We start from the raw sequence: 15,331 nt of genomic DNA, 5'->3' as shown, positions 1-15,331 counted from the left end.
TACCTTTGCAGGCTGAAAAAAGGCATTTTTTTGAAGGATTATATCTATTTTTTAAAAGGCAACCTCAGGCCGGTAAGTTTTGGCTGGCTGCTCACGCTGCTATCGGGCTTTGGGCAAACATTTCTCATCTCCCTGTATGTGCCCGAGATCATCAGGTCTTTTCAAATCTCGGAAGGTGCTTTTGGAGCGATCTATGCCGGCTGTACCATTGCGGCATCATTCATCATGCTCTCGGTAGGTCATACCGTGGATCACAAACCTGTTAAAAAGGTTACCGCCTTCACGGTTGCCGGCCTCGCACTCTCCAGTATTCTGCTGGGAGTTTCTGAGAGTATTATCCTGCTTATCGTAGCCGTTACCGGACTTCGCCTTGCAGGGCAGGGACTGCTTACGCACATCAGCATGACCATCATGTCCAAGCAGTACGTGAATGACCGCGGAAAGGCCCTGAGCTTTTCCTCCCTTGGTTTTTCTGTGGGAGAAGCGATTTTCCCATTGATCATCGCTTTCCTCATCAGCTGGTTCGACTGGAGGGTGGCGGCCATTGCAAGTGGTGGCGTACTGCTGCTTTATCTCATTCGACTTAAGTTTACCCGGCTTGGGTACTTTGATGAAAAATTGTCCACCAAGGGTAGTCCGTCGCCATTTTCTTTGCTAAAGGATTATAAAACGGTCGTTTTTGACCGGAAATTCGGGGTAATGATGCCCGCCAGCTTTATTCTGAGTTTTGGCGCTACCGCGATCTTCTTCTATCAATACGTATTTGTGGAGAACAAAGGCTGGTCGGTACAGCTGTATGCCACCTTCTTTACCGTCTACGCCATAACCCGTTTCCTTTTTTCCCTTTTTGGAGGAGTGTGGGTGGATAAGTTCACGGCAAGAAAATTATTCCAGTATTACCTTATCCCCATCAATCTGGGTTTGCTGCCTTTTGTCGTTATGGATAGCATCATTGGAGCTTTAATCTTTCTCATCACCGCCGGAGTAAGTATGGGAGTGGCAGGAACAGTAAAAACTGCCCTAATAGCCGAACTCTACGGCACCGAAAAGATGGGAGTGATACGAAGTGTCTTCACTATGTTTTCTGTAATTAGTACCGCCCTGGGACCACTGGTGGTGGGTCTTTTAATGGATGCCGGAGTAAGTTTTGAATATTTGATGGGCGGGATCTTTGTGCTCATGACGGTAATCATTATCAATTCTCAGCGTATAAAATCTTACCAGGATTAATTTTGGTTTAGTTCCTATTGCTAAAAAACACTTACCCTACGGACATTTAAAATCCTTTTTCTTCCTCATTTGTTCTTTTTTTGCTGTGCATTCCTCTCCCTACAGTCGTCGGATGCAATAAAAACGAACCAAAAAAAGGAGACTTTTTTGATAGGTGGTTCTAATTTTGCGGGAGCAAAATTAGAACCGTGCTCCCCCGGCTAAATTTTCTCCAAGGCTTCAAAAATTTTTAACGCCGGGCCAGCACTACACTTACAAAAAAGCGACATTACGAGAAGAATTCTGCAGTAGTTCAACGAGATTAACCAAGATGAACCAGCGGCCTATCGAAAATTTTGCGTAAAAATTGAAATGAGCGAGCCGTAAAATTTTAGGCTGTTTGAGCCTTAGCGAATTATGAAATTTTTCTAATGAGCTCGTGGCGAGTTCCTAAAATTTAGGCTCCGAATTAAAATTTTAGCAACATTTTCGTAAGCCTAGATTTTTTGGTTCTTTTTCATCAATGGAAAAAGAACAGAAGAGATTACCATGTTATCGGGATTACGAATTGAGACTGATAATTGCTAATTGATCATTGTTCATTGAAAGCTTCACGCCAGTGAATCCTCAATTTTCTGTACCCTGCCCACTTCGCCTGTTTCCAGCCGCACTTTAATTCCGTGGGGATGCATGGGGGATTTGGTGAGAATGTCCTGCACTACACCTTCAGTTAGCCTTCCGGTCCTCTGGTCGTGTTTCTGAACAATGCTCACCCTCGTGCCGGTAGAAATATCTTTTCTTGTAGGTTTCATAATGTTTCATTGAAATCGCCAGGAATCTATTTAATAAAGTTGCCTTTCAACCCTACTTCTACCTTCGTACTTCTAAAATCGTACTTCTAATTTCCCTGACTTAATTCTATCATCGCCGATTTTATTGGCTCTTTTCCTTCAATTGCTTCAAAGGTCATATTTTTCACAAGAGGATCTGCAAGGGACATGATGAGCAGAAAAGCCACATCATCCCGTGGTATTTCACCCTGGCCGTCAAGCTTCTGGGCCAGTTCAACTTTTCCTGTCCCCAGGTCATCTGTAAGTGCGCCCGGTCTTAAGATGGTGTAATTGAGTCCGCTGTCGCGTAGGTGTTTGTCTGCTGTTGCTTTCGCATTTAGGTAGTGTTCCAGTTTTGGGTGTTTTGAAGGTTCATCGGCACCCATGGAGCTAAGCATGATGAATTTTTTTACTTTACCGTTTTTCGCGGCATCAATGATCTTTATCGCTCCTTCTTCATCCACTTCTGTGGTCTTCTCAGGGCCTGTGTCCCCGCCAGAACCTGCGGCGAAAATCACCTTGTCAATGCCTTTCATCACCGGGTCGAGGTCGTCCTGCTCCAGGTCGCCATGTACCCACTGCACCTCCATATCTTCAAAAATGCTCTTTTGCTCTTCCTTTCTTATCATGGCTACGGGTTCAAAACTCTGACTGTTATTCAGAATTTCGATGATCCTTTTTCCGGTACTTCCGGTAGCTCCAACTATTAAAATCTTTTCCATTTTTCGTTTTTTGTTTCTCAAACAGCAAGATAAGCATCAAAAAAGCCAATTCCAACCGGCTTCGGGCATTAAGGCTATTCCTTGTTATGCTGCTGTTCCTTTTTTCGCATTTCGGTAACCTTGCGCTCCAGCTCCTGTTGAAATTCTTCCATCACCGGCCGCACGGTACTTTCCGGCAGGTCGGCTATGCGTATATACATGAGTCCGTCAACTGCGTCATTAAACAACGGGTCTACATTAAAAGCCACAACTTTTGCATTTTGCTTGATGTACTTTTTGATAAGTACCGGAAGTCTCAGGCTTCCCGGCTCTACTTCGTCTATGATCTTGTCAAACTTGTTAAGGTCGGCCTGGGTTTCGTCAAAGACAAAATCTTTGTCCGCATCTTTTAATTTCACCCTAAATTCCTTCTTCGACCTAATATACTGCGCTACATAAGGATCATAATAATGCGACCTCATGAATTCGATCACCAGCGATTTTGAGAAATTCGAGAACTTATTGCTTATGCTTACGCCGCCAATCAGGTACTTATGCTTCGGAAATCGCAGAGTGCAGTGTACAATACCTTTCCATAAAAGGAATAACGGCATGGGCCGCTGTTGATATTCCGCAGTAATGAACGCCCGACCCATTTCAATAGATTCGCTCATCATTTTATGCAGTTCGGGTTCAAACCTAAAAAGGTCCTGCAGGTAAAACCCCGAAATTCCGTGTTCTTCATAGATCTCGGCCCCCATTCCCATGCGGTAGGCACCTGCAATCTTGTTAGCCTCGTGATCCCATAAGAACATGTGGTAGTAGTAATCGTCAAACTTGTCAAGATCTGTAGACATGTTTGTGCCTTCCCCAATAGCTCTAAAGGTGATTTCCCGCAACCGGCCTATTTCCTTCAGGATGTTTGGGATGATCTCCTTTTTCGCCAGAAAAACCTCATAATTCTTGCTTTCCAGCAAACGCTTGTCGAGTTTCCGGCAGGTCTCCACTTCAGCCATCATCAAATCCAGTTGGGTCTCTTCCACAATTTTTTTTGGAGGCTTCTGAATTTTAAAATTCTTGGGAATACCTTTCAAAAATGGCTTTTTTTCGAAGGCATTCGCCAGCATGTAAGTCTTTCGGCGTAAAAAGGCAGTAAGGGATTCAACGCTTGAGATCTCCTGTATATCCTGCGGCTGAATGGCATTACCAATCCTCACCTTTATTTTTCGCTTCTTTTGAGATAGCATCTCGCTGGGCAGCTTGGCGGTTCTAAGAATATCACTTATTGATGCAAGCCTGTAAAAGAAAGTGCTGTTCTTCGCATGAAAGTAAATGGGGATCACCGGGACTTTGGCTTTTTGTATAAGCTTCATGGCAGCAGGATCCCACGGCCGGTCTACAATCATCCTGTGGTCTCGATAGGTAGAAACCTCGCCCGCAGGGAAGATTCCCAGTGGCTTCCCGTCCCGCAGGTGCAAAATAGCTTCTTTAATGCCTTTGGTGCTGCTCTGTGCCTCCTTGTGTTCTTCAAAAGGATTTACGGGCATGATGTAAGGCTGTAAAGGATCAATGCGCTGCAACAGGAAATTAGCGATCACTTTAAAATCCTCCCGCTTTGAAAGCAATAGCTTCAGAAGTATCATTCCGTCTATACCTCCCAGGGGATGATTGGAAATGGTAATAAAAGGACCCGATTTTGGAATACGCTTCAGGTCTTCTTCGGGAATCTCAAAGTTGATCTCGAATGCCTTCAGAAGGGAATCAATAAATTGCGGTGCGGTCATATCTTTCCGCTTGTCGTATTCTTTATTGATCACCGAGAGCTTGGTGGTTTTAAGAACTATCCATCCCATAGAAGTTCCCAAAAATCCGAATTTATCTAAATTCATCACTTTGGCAACTTCTTTTGCACTTACAATTCCCATTTAATTTTTATTAAAAGTTAAAAAACTATGGTATGGCTACAAGCTGAACCGTTTCCCGGGTAATTTGCTTAAGAAGCACTTTTTTGTCTTTTTCCAGCCCGGCCACTGCTTTCTCATCAAAATGCCGGATGGTATAAAGCGAGACACCCGTGTTATAATTCACCCTAAAGGTTGCCTTTAAATGGCTTAACAACTTTTCTAAGTTATTAAATTTATTGTCAATACAAACCGAAAAGCTGATGGCAGAATTCTGAATAAGGTCAACTTTGATCTGATATTTATGGAAAAGGCTGAAGATCTCACTGATATTTTTTTCCAGGATAAATGAAAAATCGAGAGAAGATAAAGAGATAAGCACCTGATTCTTTTTGACGATAAAACAGGGTATCTTCGGAAGGATTGGCTGGCCTTTCTTTACTGCGGTTCCGGCGTTTAAGGGATTCAGAAATGACTTCACGTAGAGCGGAATTTCCTTGCGCTGCAATGGCTGAAGTGTTTTTGGATGGATCACCGAAGCCCCGTAAAATGCCAGTTCAATAGCTTCTTCATAAGAGATGTGTTCCAGCAGCTGCGCATTCTCAAACACCCGCGGATCGGCATTGAGCACGCCCGGCACATCTTTCCAGATGGTCACACTTTCGGCATTAAGGCAGTAGGCGAAAATTCCGGCTGTGTAATCACTGCCTTCGCGCCCCAGTGTTGTTGAGAAATTATTGGGATCGGCCCCAATAAAACCCTGGGTGATCGAAAGGTTTTCCCGGCGCACCAGCGAAGTGATTTGTGCCTGGGTTTCTTCCCACTGCACCTGTGCATCGCGGTAAGTATTGTCTGTACGTATACAGTTCCTGGCATCGAGCAGGTCGTTCTTTATTCCGCAGGAAGATAGATATGAGCTCACAATGGTGGTAGAAAGCAACTCCCCGTAGATCACCACCTGGTCATACACAAAATCGTAGTTGGTAGAGCGGTTGTGACGGAGAAAGTTCTCGAGCGCCTCAAATAATTGTCGAACTGCAACAAAAGCAGGATGTTCCCTGTTCTCAAACAGTCCCAGCATAATTTCCCGGTGGAATTCCTTTACAGGCTGAAGCGCATCATTAAAATCCCCTTTTTGAAGGTAATCATTTACAACCACTTCAAGCGCATTGGTCATCTTTCCCATGGCCGAAATTACCACGAGTTTTTCCGCGGTTCCTTCGGTTTCTAATACCTGCAGCACATTTTTTACTCCGCCGGCATCCTTTACAGATGCACCCCCAAATTTGAAAACTTTCATGCGTTAGTCTCTATGTATTTTGTGATTCCGTTTTCATCCATCTGCACGGTATACCAGTCCTTAAATATATTGGCGCCGCTGCGGGCATAAAAATCTATCGCATGCTGGTTCCAGTCCAACACCACCCATTCAACCCGCTTTAGGCCCTGGGCTTTTGCATACTCGATCACCTTTTTGTACAAGGCATTTCCCAGGCCTGTACCGCGTTTTTCTTCACGAACAACAAGGTCTTCGAGATGCAGGGTACGGCCTTTCCAGGTAGAGAAACGGTAGTACACCAAAGCCATTCCTTCAATTGTGCCATCTACTTCGGCTACAAAAACATGAAAGAGCGGATGCTCTCCAAAACCTTCGTTTTCAAGAGTTTCTACTGTGGTGATTACCGCATCGGGTTCTTTTTCAAAGGCTGCAAGTTCCTTGATCAACTCCAGCACTGCCGGCATATCTTCTTTTCTTGCGTCTCGAATAATGGTGTTCATAGTTGCAGTTTGATTGCAAAAGTAGAGATTTGATTTTAAGATTAAATTACGAAAACGTTGTAGTGACTTAAAATTATTTACTTTAGTTTTGTTTGATAAAGCACATTTTCTACTTCAATGGTCAAGAAAAATCAGACGTTAGGCGAATTCATAATTGAAAATCAGGCGGAATTTCCCTTTTCTTCGGGAGAACTTTCAAGATTGATTAACTCCATCAGGCTAGCCGCAAAAGTGGTGAATCACGAGGTGAATAAAGCCGGACTGGTAGATATTACCGGGGCAGCAGGAGAGACCAACGTGCAGGGGGAAGATCAGCAAAAACTGGATGTTTATGCCAACGAGAAATTCATCCAAACCCTTACTAACCGGGAAATTGTCTGCGGAATTGCTTCCGAAGAATCTGAAGATTTCATCACCATTTCAGGCCAGAACAACGATCATAAGAACAAATATGTAGTGTTGATGGATCCATTAGATGGCAGTTCGAATATTGATGTGAATGTTTCCGTAGGAACAATATTTTCCATTTACCGGCGCATTAGCCCAATTGGGACGCCCGTGCAGATGGAAGATTTCTTACAGCCGGGCAATAAACAGGTGGCTGCGGGTTATATCGTTTATGGAACTTCTACCATGCTCGTGTATACCACAGGCCACGGAGTGAATGGCTTTACCCTCAACCCGGCCCTTGGCTCGTGGTATCTTTCTCATCCCGATATGAAATTTCCCGAAAAAGCCAGTATCTATTCGGTGAATGAGGGGAATTACGTACATTTTCCAAAAGGGGTGAAGAACTACATCAAATATTGCCAGGAAGAAAAGGAGGACAGGCCTTACACGTCTAGGTATATAGGTTCGCTGGTGTCCGATTTTCATCGCAATATGATCAAAGGCGGAATTTACTTTTATCCCACTACTTCCCATGCGCCTCAGGGAAAACTGAGGTTGCTTTATGAGTGCAACCCTATGGCTTTTATCGCTGAACAGGCCGGTGGTAAAGCCAGCAACGGCTTTAGCCGGGTTATGGATGTGGAACCTACAGAGTTACACCAAAGGGTTCCTTTCTTCTGCGGAAACAAAGAAATGGTTGAAAAAGTGGAAGAATTCATGGCCAAAAATCCCGAATAACAGCAGCCTCAAAAATGCCATTTTTAAGAGGGCTTTTCCAGAACCAAAAGTCTTGCCTTTAAATTATTTCTCCCTGTTAAGCAGGTAGCGGTAGTCGTCAAAGCTCATCCCGCTAAAGATCTCCATAGAGCGTTTAATGATGTCTTGAGCCGCTTTTTGCGAGAAACCAATACCTATGGCATATTTTTTCAGAAGGCCCACTTCCTGCTCTTCAATATCATGGTCAGAATATATGATTTTAAACAGGTCATAAAGTCGCTCCAGCCGCCCTTCAACCGAGTTGTTGGGGTGAATGGGAAAAGCGTTTGGGTTTTGCAGCACCTTCATGTATTCCTCTTCCGCAATATCCAGTTTGGTCGCAAAACGCTTTAACTGCGCCTCTTCTTTGGCATTAATTGGCCCGTCGGCGGCAGCAAGGTTGACAATAGCGGCAAAATGCCCAAGATTCCTGAGGTGTTCCCCGGTTCCAAAAAGATCTGAAAATGACATAGCACAATATTTTACTCAAATATAGCAATTTACTCTTATTCTTATCATTAGGGGTTTCCCCGCCTAAAAGGGCGGGGGCCACGCCTGCCTGCCGGCAGGCTTTCCGCTCATAGTCCCTCGCCTTTGCAGGCTTCGGGAGCTATCCGCCGCAATTGCTAACCCTTCAAAAATGGCATTTTCAGTTCTAATTTTTTCCTAATGCCACTGCTGCCCTGCACAAAAAATCCTAACTTGAATTCATGCCGCTTAAAAATCAGAAAAAACCGCTGCTTTGTTTTGATAAAAAAGGGATCTACTGCGAACCTGCAGGGGTATATCTCGATCCGTGGAAGCCGGTAGACAAGGCGATCATCACCCACGGCCATGCCGATCATTCCCGGTGGGGGCATAAGCAGTATATCACTCACCACACCAATGTTCCCATTATAAAACACCGGCTTGGAGAAATAGAGGTTTCCGGAAAGGAATACGGGGAGACATTCGTCATTAACAACGTGAAATTTTCACTTTTCCCGGCCGGTCATATCATTGGCTCGTCGCAAGTGAGGGTAGAGCACAAGGGGGAAGTGTGGGTGTTTAGCGGCGATTACAAAACCGAAGACGATGGTCTCGCAGTTCCATATGAGCCGGTGAAGTGCGATGCTTTTATCACCGAATGTACCTTTGGTTTACCAGCTTTTAAGTGGTTGCCGCAGGAGCAGGTGATGAATGATATTAATACCTGGTGGCAACAAAATCAAAGTGAAGGCAAAACTTCGGTGCTGTTCGGTTATTCCCTCGGAAAAGCACAGCGATTGCTGAAGTTTTTGGATCCTTCCATCGGCAAGATATTTACCCACGGCGCCATTGAAAATATGACCGACGTAGTGCGACCCTTCGCTGATCTTCCTGAAACCATCAGGATCACCAGGGAAACAAAGAAAGAAGAAATTAAAGGCAGAATGGTACTGGCGCCGCCCAGCGCCCACGGTAGTACCTGGATAAGAAAGATGGTGCCCTTTGAAACCGGAATGGCCAGTGGCTGGATGGCCTTTAGAGGTGCACGCCGTCGCCGGGCCGTCGACCGCGGGTTCGTACTTTCTGACCATTGTGATTGGCAGGGATTATTGGCTTCAATTAAAGCTACAGGTTGCGAGCGGGTGATCTGCACCCACGGCTATTCCGAGATCTTTAGCCGATTTTTAAATGAACAGGGCTACGACGCCCGCACCGCCGAAACCCAGTATGAAGGAGAATTGGCAGAGATGAATTCAAAATCAGAAGAAAATGATGAAAATTAAGCCGGACCTCACAGGTTTCCAAAAACTGTGAGGTCTCTCAATAGAAAGTGATCAGGAATCGGTGGTCAGTAATCAGAAATTAGATGAAATAAAAATAACTTAAGAACACTAAAATTCCCTCCCCTGTTAAGGGAGGGCCAGGGAGGGGTCATGGAAGAATTCGCAGCACTAATAAGGGAACTTGACAGCACCAACAAAACCACGGTGAAGGTGGCGGCCTTAACGCGCTATTTTCAGCGGGTGCCGAATAAAGATAAGGTGTGGGCAATCGCTATTCTCTCGCACCGCCGTCCGCCACGACCAGTCAATACTACTTTGCTGCGAACATTTGCTGCCGAGCTGGCTAATATTCCGCTGTGGCTCTTTGAAGAATCCTACCACATCGTGGGAGATTTAGCTGAAACTATAGCGCTTGTAATTCCGCCGGCAGAAGAATCCAGCGAAAAAAGCCTGACACAATACCTTCAGGAAATAATCGACCTTAAAGCAGCCACTGAATCAGATAAGAAAGCATACCTGCACGAGAACTGGGCGGCATTGAATTATTACGAGCGTTTCGTTTTCACAAAGCTCATTACCGGAAGTTTCCGGATTGGCGTGAGTCAGAAGCTCATGACTCGTGCCCTCTCAAAAGCTACAGAAATAGATGAAGATGTGCTGGCATATAAGCTGATGGGCGATTGGGATCCTCAAAAAATTACTTTTCAAAAGCTCATTTTAGAGGAGAATGAAGAAGATTTTCTTTCCAAGCCATATCCCTTTTATCTCGCTTACGCTATTGAAGGAGCTCCCGAAGATCTTGGTGTTCCCGCCGATTGGTCAGCTGAACATAAATGGGACGGAATAAGGTCGCAGGTGGTGATTCGAAACCGGGAGATCTTTGTGTGGAGCCGGGGAGAGGAGCTGGTAACCGATAAATACCCTGAGTTTTCTGCCTTTTTGGAAGTCATCCCTGACGGAACAGTAATAGACGGGGAGATCCTGCCGTTTCCGGAAGGAAATATCGGCACTTTTAATGATCTGCAAACCCGCATCGGCCGAAAAACAGTTTCAAAGGCGCTGCTGAAAAAGACTCCGGTGATCCTGAAGGCATACGACCTGCTGGAGTGGGAGGGAAAAGACATCCGGGATTTGCCATTTTTGGAACGCAGGCAGATCCTCGAGAAACTTTATTCCACTGTGCAAACTGAAGCACTGCCTTTTCATCTTTCCGAAACCATATCCTTTAAGAAATGGGAAGAAGCAACCACTGAGCGGGAGCGGGCCCGGGAGGTAAAAAGCGAAGGCTTAATGTTGAAGCGTTGGGATTCGCCCTACCTCGTCGGAAGGAAAAAAGGTGACTGGTGGAAATGGAAGGTAGCACCTTTAACCGTTGATGCCGTGCTCACCTATGCCATGCGCGGTCACGGCCGCCGTTCGAATCTCTTTACCGATTACACTTTCGCCTTGTGGCAGGATGATGAGCTGGTGACCTTCGCAAAAGCCTACTCCGGACTCACAGATGCCGAATTTCGGCAGGTGGATGCCTGGATAAAGAAGAACACGCTCGAACGTTTTGGACCCGTTCGCTCGGTTACACCTCAGCTCGTTTTTGAAATAGCTTTCGAGGGAATCGCAGAATCCAGCCGCCATAAAAGCGGGGTAGCAACAAGATTCCCGAGAATTTTAAGATGGAGACAGGACAAAAAAATAGAAGAAGCAAATACAATAGAAGAACTGAAGCAGTTGATCCCCAAGTGAGATTGTGCTGCGACGGACCACCCCGTCTCCGCTACTGCGGATCCACCCCTCCTTGAAAAAAGGAGGGGTGGTTTTGCGCTTCTGCTTGCAGAAGCTATAAATTACTGGGTTTAAAAAGAATATAATTTGAAGTAGAATTTTAAATAGTAGCACAAACAGCTCCTTCCCTTGTTAAGGGAAGGTGGATCCGGCGAATAGCCGGATACGGAAGGGTCCGTGCTGGAAACGGGAGCTTCTAATTACAACAAGGCTTATTATGAAAAAGAAAATCCACAACCGTAAACCCCTCGAGCCCTACCGAAAAAAGCTCCGCCACCACGGAACCACAGCCGAGGCTTACCTGTGGACGCATCTGCAACAAAAGAAGCTGGAGGGAAGGAAGTTCAGGCGGCAGCACAGCATCCTAAATTTCATCGTGGATTTCTACTGCGCAGAAGAAAGATTGGTGATAGAACTCGACGGGCAGTACCACATGAATCCCACGGTTTAGGAAAAAGACGCTTTAAGAACTAAAAAGCTGGAGGAATTAAATATGAAAGTGATAAGATTTGAGAATAAAACAGTATTTGATAATTTGGATTGGGTGTTGGAGGAAATAAAGAGGCATTTCGGTAGCGGACCACCCCGTCTCCGCTCTCGCGGATCCACCCCTCCTTAAAAAAAGGAGGGGAGCCTTTAGGAACAGCTTTGCTGTTCTGCGTGAGAAATTGGGGTTAGAAAATTTTGAAGTGTAGTAGAATCAAAAATAGTAGCACAAACAGCTCCTTCCCTTACTAAGGGAAGGTGGATCCGCCGCAAGGCGGAGACGGAAGGGTCCCATGGGAACACAAATCACTCTTTGAACCCCAAACACCAATAACACCACAAAACAACAGAGACGCAAAGCTCCAACCGGAGCAAAAATCATGAATAAGAGAGAACTCATAAAACTTGCCAACGACTGGTTCAAATTCCAGTCCTGGAAATCCTTTGCCTTTCAAAAGGAATCCTGGAATGCCTTTTTGGATGGGAAGCATGGGCTATTAAATGCCCCCACCGGAAGTGGAAAAACCTATGCGCTGTGGATTCCGATTGTGTTGGACTACATAAGGCAAAATCCAGATTACAAAACCAAACACAAACCCGGACTCAAAGCTATCTGGATTACTCCGCTGCGAGCGCTATCGGTGGAGATAGAGCAGGCGGCAAATCGGTTTGCTCAGGATCTGGGAAGTCAGCTTACAGTGGGGATACGTACAGGAGATACATCTCAAAAATTACGTGCCGCCCAAAAGAAACAAATGCCCGATCTCCTTATCACCACGCCCGAAAGTCTGCAGCTGTTGTTATCCTCAAAGGGCTATGAAAAAACATTCAAAGATCTAAATGCGATTGTCATTGATGAATGGCACGAGCTATTAGGTACAAAACGCGGAGTGCAAATAGAACTGGCGCTTTCCAGGTTAAAAACTGTGTCACCAAAAATGAAGATCTGGGGGATTTCGGCTACCATCGGAAACCTGCAGGAGGCACGCGAAGTATTATTAGGCCCGGAATCAGAAGCTTTTGAGAATTCTGTGCTGATACGGGCAGATATTAAGAAGAAGATCACTGTAAGATCTATCATTCCGGAGAAGATGGAGACCTTTCCCTGGCGGGGGCATCTCGGATTACATCTAATTGATGAGGTGGTGCCTATTATCCGGAAATCGAGAACTACGCTCCTCTTTACCAATACCCGCTCCCAATGTGAGATTTGGTTTCAGCGGATACTTCAGAAGTATCCTGAATTTGCCGGGGAGCTGGCCATGCACCATGGGAGCATCAACAAAGAAACCCGGCTTTGGGTGGAGCAGGCGATTCGTGATGAGCGGCTAAAGGCGGTGGTAGCGACTTCAAGTCTTGACCTCGGAGTGGATTTCGCCCCGGTGGAGACCATTATCCAGATCGGAGGGCCAAAGGGAGTGGCAAGATTTCTTCAGCGGGCGGGACGAAGCGGACACCAGCCGGGGAAGGAGAGTGTCATCTACTTTTTGCCCACGCACGCAATGGAACTTATTGAAGCTTCAGCTTTGCAAAAGGCGGTGAAGAATACGGTAGTTGAAGATCGGATCCCTTATTTGAATTCATTCGACGTTTTAGTTCAGTATTTAACCACTTTGGCAGTGTCTGACGGATTTTTTCCGAAGGATATATGGCCCGAAGTCAAATCAACATTCTGCTATCAGGCACTTTCCGAAGAACAGTGGGAATGGCTGCTCAACTTCATCACTCAGGGGAGTCAGACGCTGCAGGCTTATGACGAATACAAAAAGGTGGAGATCGAGGAGGATGGACTGTTCAAGGTGAACAATAGAGCAATTGCTATGCGGCATCGCCTGCAGATTGGAACGATCGTGAGCGATGCGGTGCTGGCGGTGAAGTATCTTGGCGGCGGCTACATTGGTACCATTGAGGAATGGTTTATTTCCAAGCTGAATCCAGGGGATGTCTTTACTTTTGCCGGAAAGAACCTGGAATTGTACCAGATCAAAAACATGCAGGTGATTGTGAAGAAGTCGAAAGTAAAGAATTCCCGCTTCCCCAGTTGGGCAGGTGGTCGCATGAGCTTTTCGGCACAGATGAGTGAACTGCTGCGCGAGGAAATGTTTGTTGCTTCAGAATTAGAAGCCGATTCTGATGTCACCCCGAGCACTTCGGCTGCGCTCGGCACAGGCTCCGTCGAGAGCTCTCTCGAACTTCAGGCCCTCACCAACATCTTCAAAAGGCAAAAAAAGGAATCCATTATTCCCAAAAAGGACGAGTTCCTCATTGAAACCTTTAAGACCCGGGAAGGCTATCACGCTATTTTTTACCCTTTTGAAGGCAGGTTTGTTCACGAAGCCATGGCCAGTCTGCTCGCCTACAGGATAAGTCTGCTGTCGCCCATTACTTTTTCTCTGGCCTTCAATGACTACGGCTTTGAGCTGTTGTCTGACCAGCAAATCGACATGCAGCAGGTTTTTGATAACAACCTCTTTTCTCCAGAATACCTCATGGATGATCTTCAGAAGAGTTTGAATTCAACCGAAATGGCCCGGAGGAAATTCCGTGATATTGCAGTCATCGCCGGAATGGTTTTTACCGGCTTTCCGAATAAGATGATCAAAACAAAGCATTTACAATCCAATTCGCAATTGTTGTTCAGTGTTTTTAGGGATTATGAGCCGGACAATTTATTGTTTCAGCAGGCGTTTAGGGAGACATTCGAACATCAGTTGGAGGAAGGAAGATTAAGATTGGCTATGGAACGAATTTCGGAACAGAAATTGGTTTGGAAACAATGCGAAAAACCCACACCTTTCTCCTTCCCGATCATCACCGACAGGATGCGGGAAAAATTATCTTCAGAAAAACTGGAGGACAGAATTAAAAAAATGATGGCGCAATGGGGCGACCTGTAGCTTCAAAAATGACAAAAACACTTAGTCTTTATAATCAGAATTTCACTTTACATCCGTCCGGAGCCATGTTCTGGGAGGAGGAAGACCTGTTGGTGATAAGCGATGTGCACCTGGGAAAGGTGTCGCATTTCCGGAAGTTTGGTAGTGCAGTACCCCAAAATGCAATTGTAGGGAATTTTCAAAAAATGAATGAAGTAATTGCTTTTTTTGAACCCTCAAAAATAGCATTTTTGGGAGATCTTTTTCACAGCTCCCTGAATAAGGAATGGCTGTTATTTGAGCACTGGCTCGAAAATATTTCTGCTGAAGTTATTCTGGTGGAAGGAAACCACGATATCATTTCACCACTTAAGTATGAGGCCCTGGGAGTTTTTGTCACCCCTGAAATTGTGCTGAAAAACTTCCTCTTCACCCATCATCCCGAAGAAAGACACGGGTTCTTTAACTTTTCGGGACACATTCACCCAGGGGTTAAAATAAGAGGTCGCGGCAGGCAGCAGCTTAAACTGTCCTGCTTCTTTAAATCTAAAGATCAATTGATCCTTCCCGCCTTCGGCGAATTCACCGGTAAGCACATCCTTATTCCGCAGGGAGATGATGAGGTGTATGTGGTGACAAAGGAGGAAGTGATCTGTTTGAATGATTAAGGTTTAAGGAATAAGGATTAGTAGAATATAATGTAAGCCGATTTCTTTTCCCCGCCCTAAAGGGAGGAAACCGGCTTTGCAATTAACTAATTGTGGTAGGCTGAGAAGATGCTTTTTTGCCACCCTTTAGTTCCGATAGCTTCGGGAGGGGTAAAGCAAAAAAGAGAAAAGCCAATTTTTTCCCCAACCCTAAAGGGAGAAATTG

12 protein-coding genes and 1 pseudogene are annotated in these 15,331 nt (G+C 45.4%); 7 read left to right on the top strand and 6 right to left on the bottom strand.

Annotation, left to right across the window (positions count from 1 at the left end):
- Positions 1-30 precede the first annotated feature (30 nt).
- Positions 31-1,230, top strand: a complete 1,200-nt coding sequence (locus OQ279_RS11525; RefSeq protein ID WP_266070070.1) for an MFS transporter — start codon at positions 31-33, stop codon at positions 1,228-1,230.
- 590 nt (positions 1,231-1,820) lie between these two features.
- On the opposite strand, the gene OQ279_RS11520 is transcribed toward OQ279_RS11525, so the two are convergent.
- From OQ279_RS11520 to OQ279_RS11500, 5 genes are all read right to left on the bottom strand, one after another.
- A complete protein-coding gene (locus tag OQ279_RS11520) occupies positions 1,821-2,021 on the bottom strand; it encodes a YwbE family protein (protein WP_266070069.1) in 201 nt (66 codons plus the stop codon).
- Positions 2,022-2,107: 86 nt separating this feature from the next.
- A complete protein-coding gene (locus OQ279_RS11515) occupies positions 2,108-2,761 on the bottom strand; it encodes an SDR family oxidoreductase (protein ID WP_266070068.1) in 654 nt (217 codons plus the stop codon).
- Positions 2,762-2,835: 74 nt separating this feature from the next.
- Positions 2,836-4,665, bottom strand: a complete 1,830-nt coding sequence (locus tag OQ279_RS11510; RefSeq protein WP_266070067.1) for a bifunctional lysophospholipid acyltransferase family protein/GNAT family N-acetyltransferase — start codon at positions 4,663-4,665, stop codon at positions 2,836-2,838.
- A gap of 25 nt (positions 4,666-4,690) precedes the next feature.
- On the bottom strand, positions 4,691-5,941 hold the full coding sequence (locus OQ279_RS11505; protein ID WP_266070066.1) for an aspartate kinase: 1,251 nt from the start codon (positions 5,939-5,941) through the stop codon (positions 4,691-4,693).
- Positions 5,938-6,420, bottom strand: coding sequence for a GNAT family N-acetyltransferase (locus OQ279_RS11500; protein WP_266070065.1), 483 nt, complete (start codon positions 6,418-6,420; stop codon positions 5,938-5,940). The genes OQ279_RS11505 and OQ279_RS11500 overlap by 4 nt, the downstream gene beginning before the upstream one ends.
- 117 nt (positions 6,421-6,537) lie before the next feature.
- On the opposite strand from OQ279_RS11500, the gene fbp reads away from it, so the two are divergent.
- Entirely contained in the window at positions 6,538-7,548 is a 1,011-nt protein-coding gene (gene fbp / locus OQ279_RS11495; protein WP_266070064.1) for a class 1 fructose-bisphosphatase, read from the top strand.
- 63 nt (positions 7,549-7,611) lie between these two features.
- Here fbp and OQ279_RS11490 read toward each other — a convergent pair whose 3' ends face one another.
- Complete coding sequence (locus OQ279_RS11490; protein WP_266070063.1) at positions 7,612-8,037, bottom strand: tellurite resistance TerB family protein; 426 nt, start codon at positions 8,035-8,037, stop codon at positions 7,612-7,614.
- 239 nt (positions 8,038-8,276) lie between these two features.
- Here OQ279_RS11490 and OQ279_RS11485 point away from each other — a divergent pair, with 239 nt between their 5' ends.
- The 5 genes and pseudogenes from OQ279_RS11485 to pdeM all read left to right on the top strand — a co-directional run bounded on the left by OQ279_RS11485 (position 8,277) and on the right by pdeM (position 15,126).
- Positions 8,277-9,317, top strand: coding sequence for a ligase-associated DNA damage response exonuclease (locus OQ279_RS11485; protein ID WP_266070062.1), 1,041 nt, complete (start codon positions 8,277-8,279; stop codon positions 9,315-9,317).
- A gap of 150 nt (positions 9,318-9,467) precedes the next feature.
- Entirely contained in the window at positions 9,468-11,057 is a 1,590-nt protein-coding gene (locus tag OQ279_RS11480) for an ATP-dependent DNA ligase (protein ID WP_266070061.1), read from the top strand.
- A 256-nt stretch (positions 11,058-11,313) separates the two neighbouring features.
- Positions 11,314-11,715 (top strand): annotated as a pseudogene (locus OQ279_RS11475) (endonuclease domain-containing protein).
- A 247-nt stretch (positions 11,716-11,962) separates the two neighbouring features.
- Positions 11,963-14,479 carry a ligase-associated DNA damage response DEXH box helicase gene (locus tag OQ279_RS11470; protein WP_266070060.1) on the top strand — a complete coding sequence of 839 codons (2,517 nt, stop codon included), beginning with the start codon at positions 11,963-11,965 and terminating at the stop codon, positions 14,477-14,479.
- Between the two features lie 8 nt (positions 14,480-14,487).
- On the top strand, positions 14,488-15,126 hold the full coding sequence (pdeM, locus tag OQ279_RS11465; RefSeq protein ID WP_266070059.1) for a ligase-associated DNA damage response endonuclease PdeM: 639 nt from the start codon (positions 14,488-14,490) through the stop codon (positions 15,124-15,126).
- Positions 15,127-15,331: the final 205 nt, after the last annotated feature.

Origin of the sequence: Salinimicrobium profundisediminis (genome assembly GCF_026241755.1) — a bacterium.
GTDB lineage: Bacteria > Bacteroidota > Bacteroidia > Flavobacteriales > Flavobacteriaceae > Salinimicrobium > Salinimicrobium profundisediminis.
Note: the sequence above shows the minus strand (reverse complement) of the source record. Positions and strands in the feature narration are given on the sequence as shown.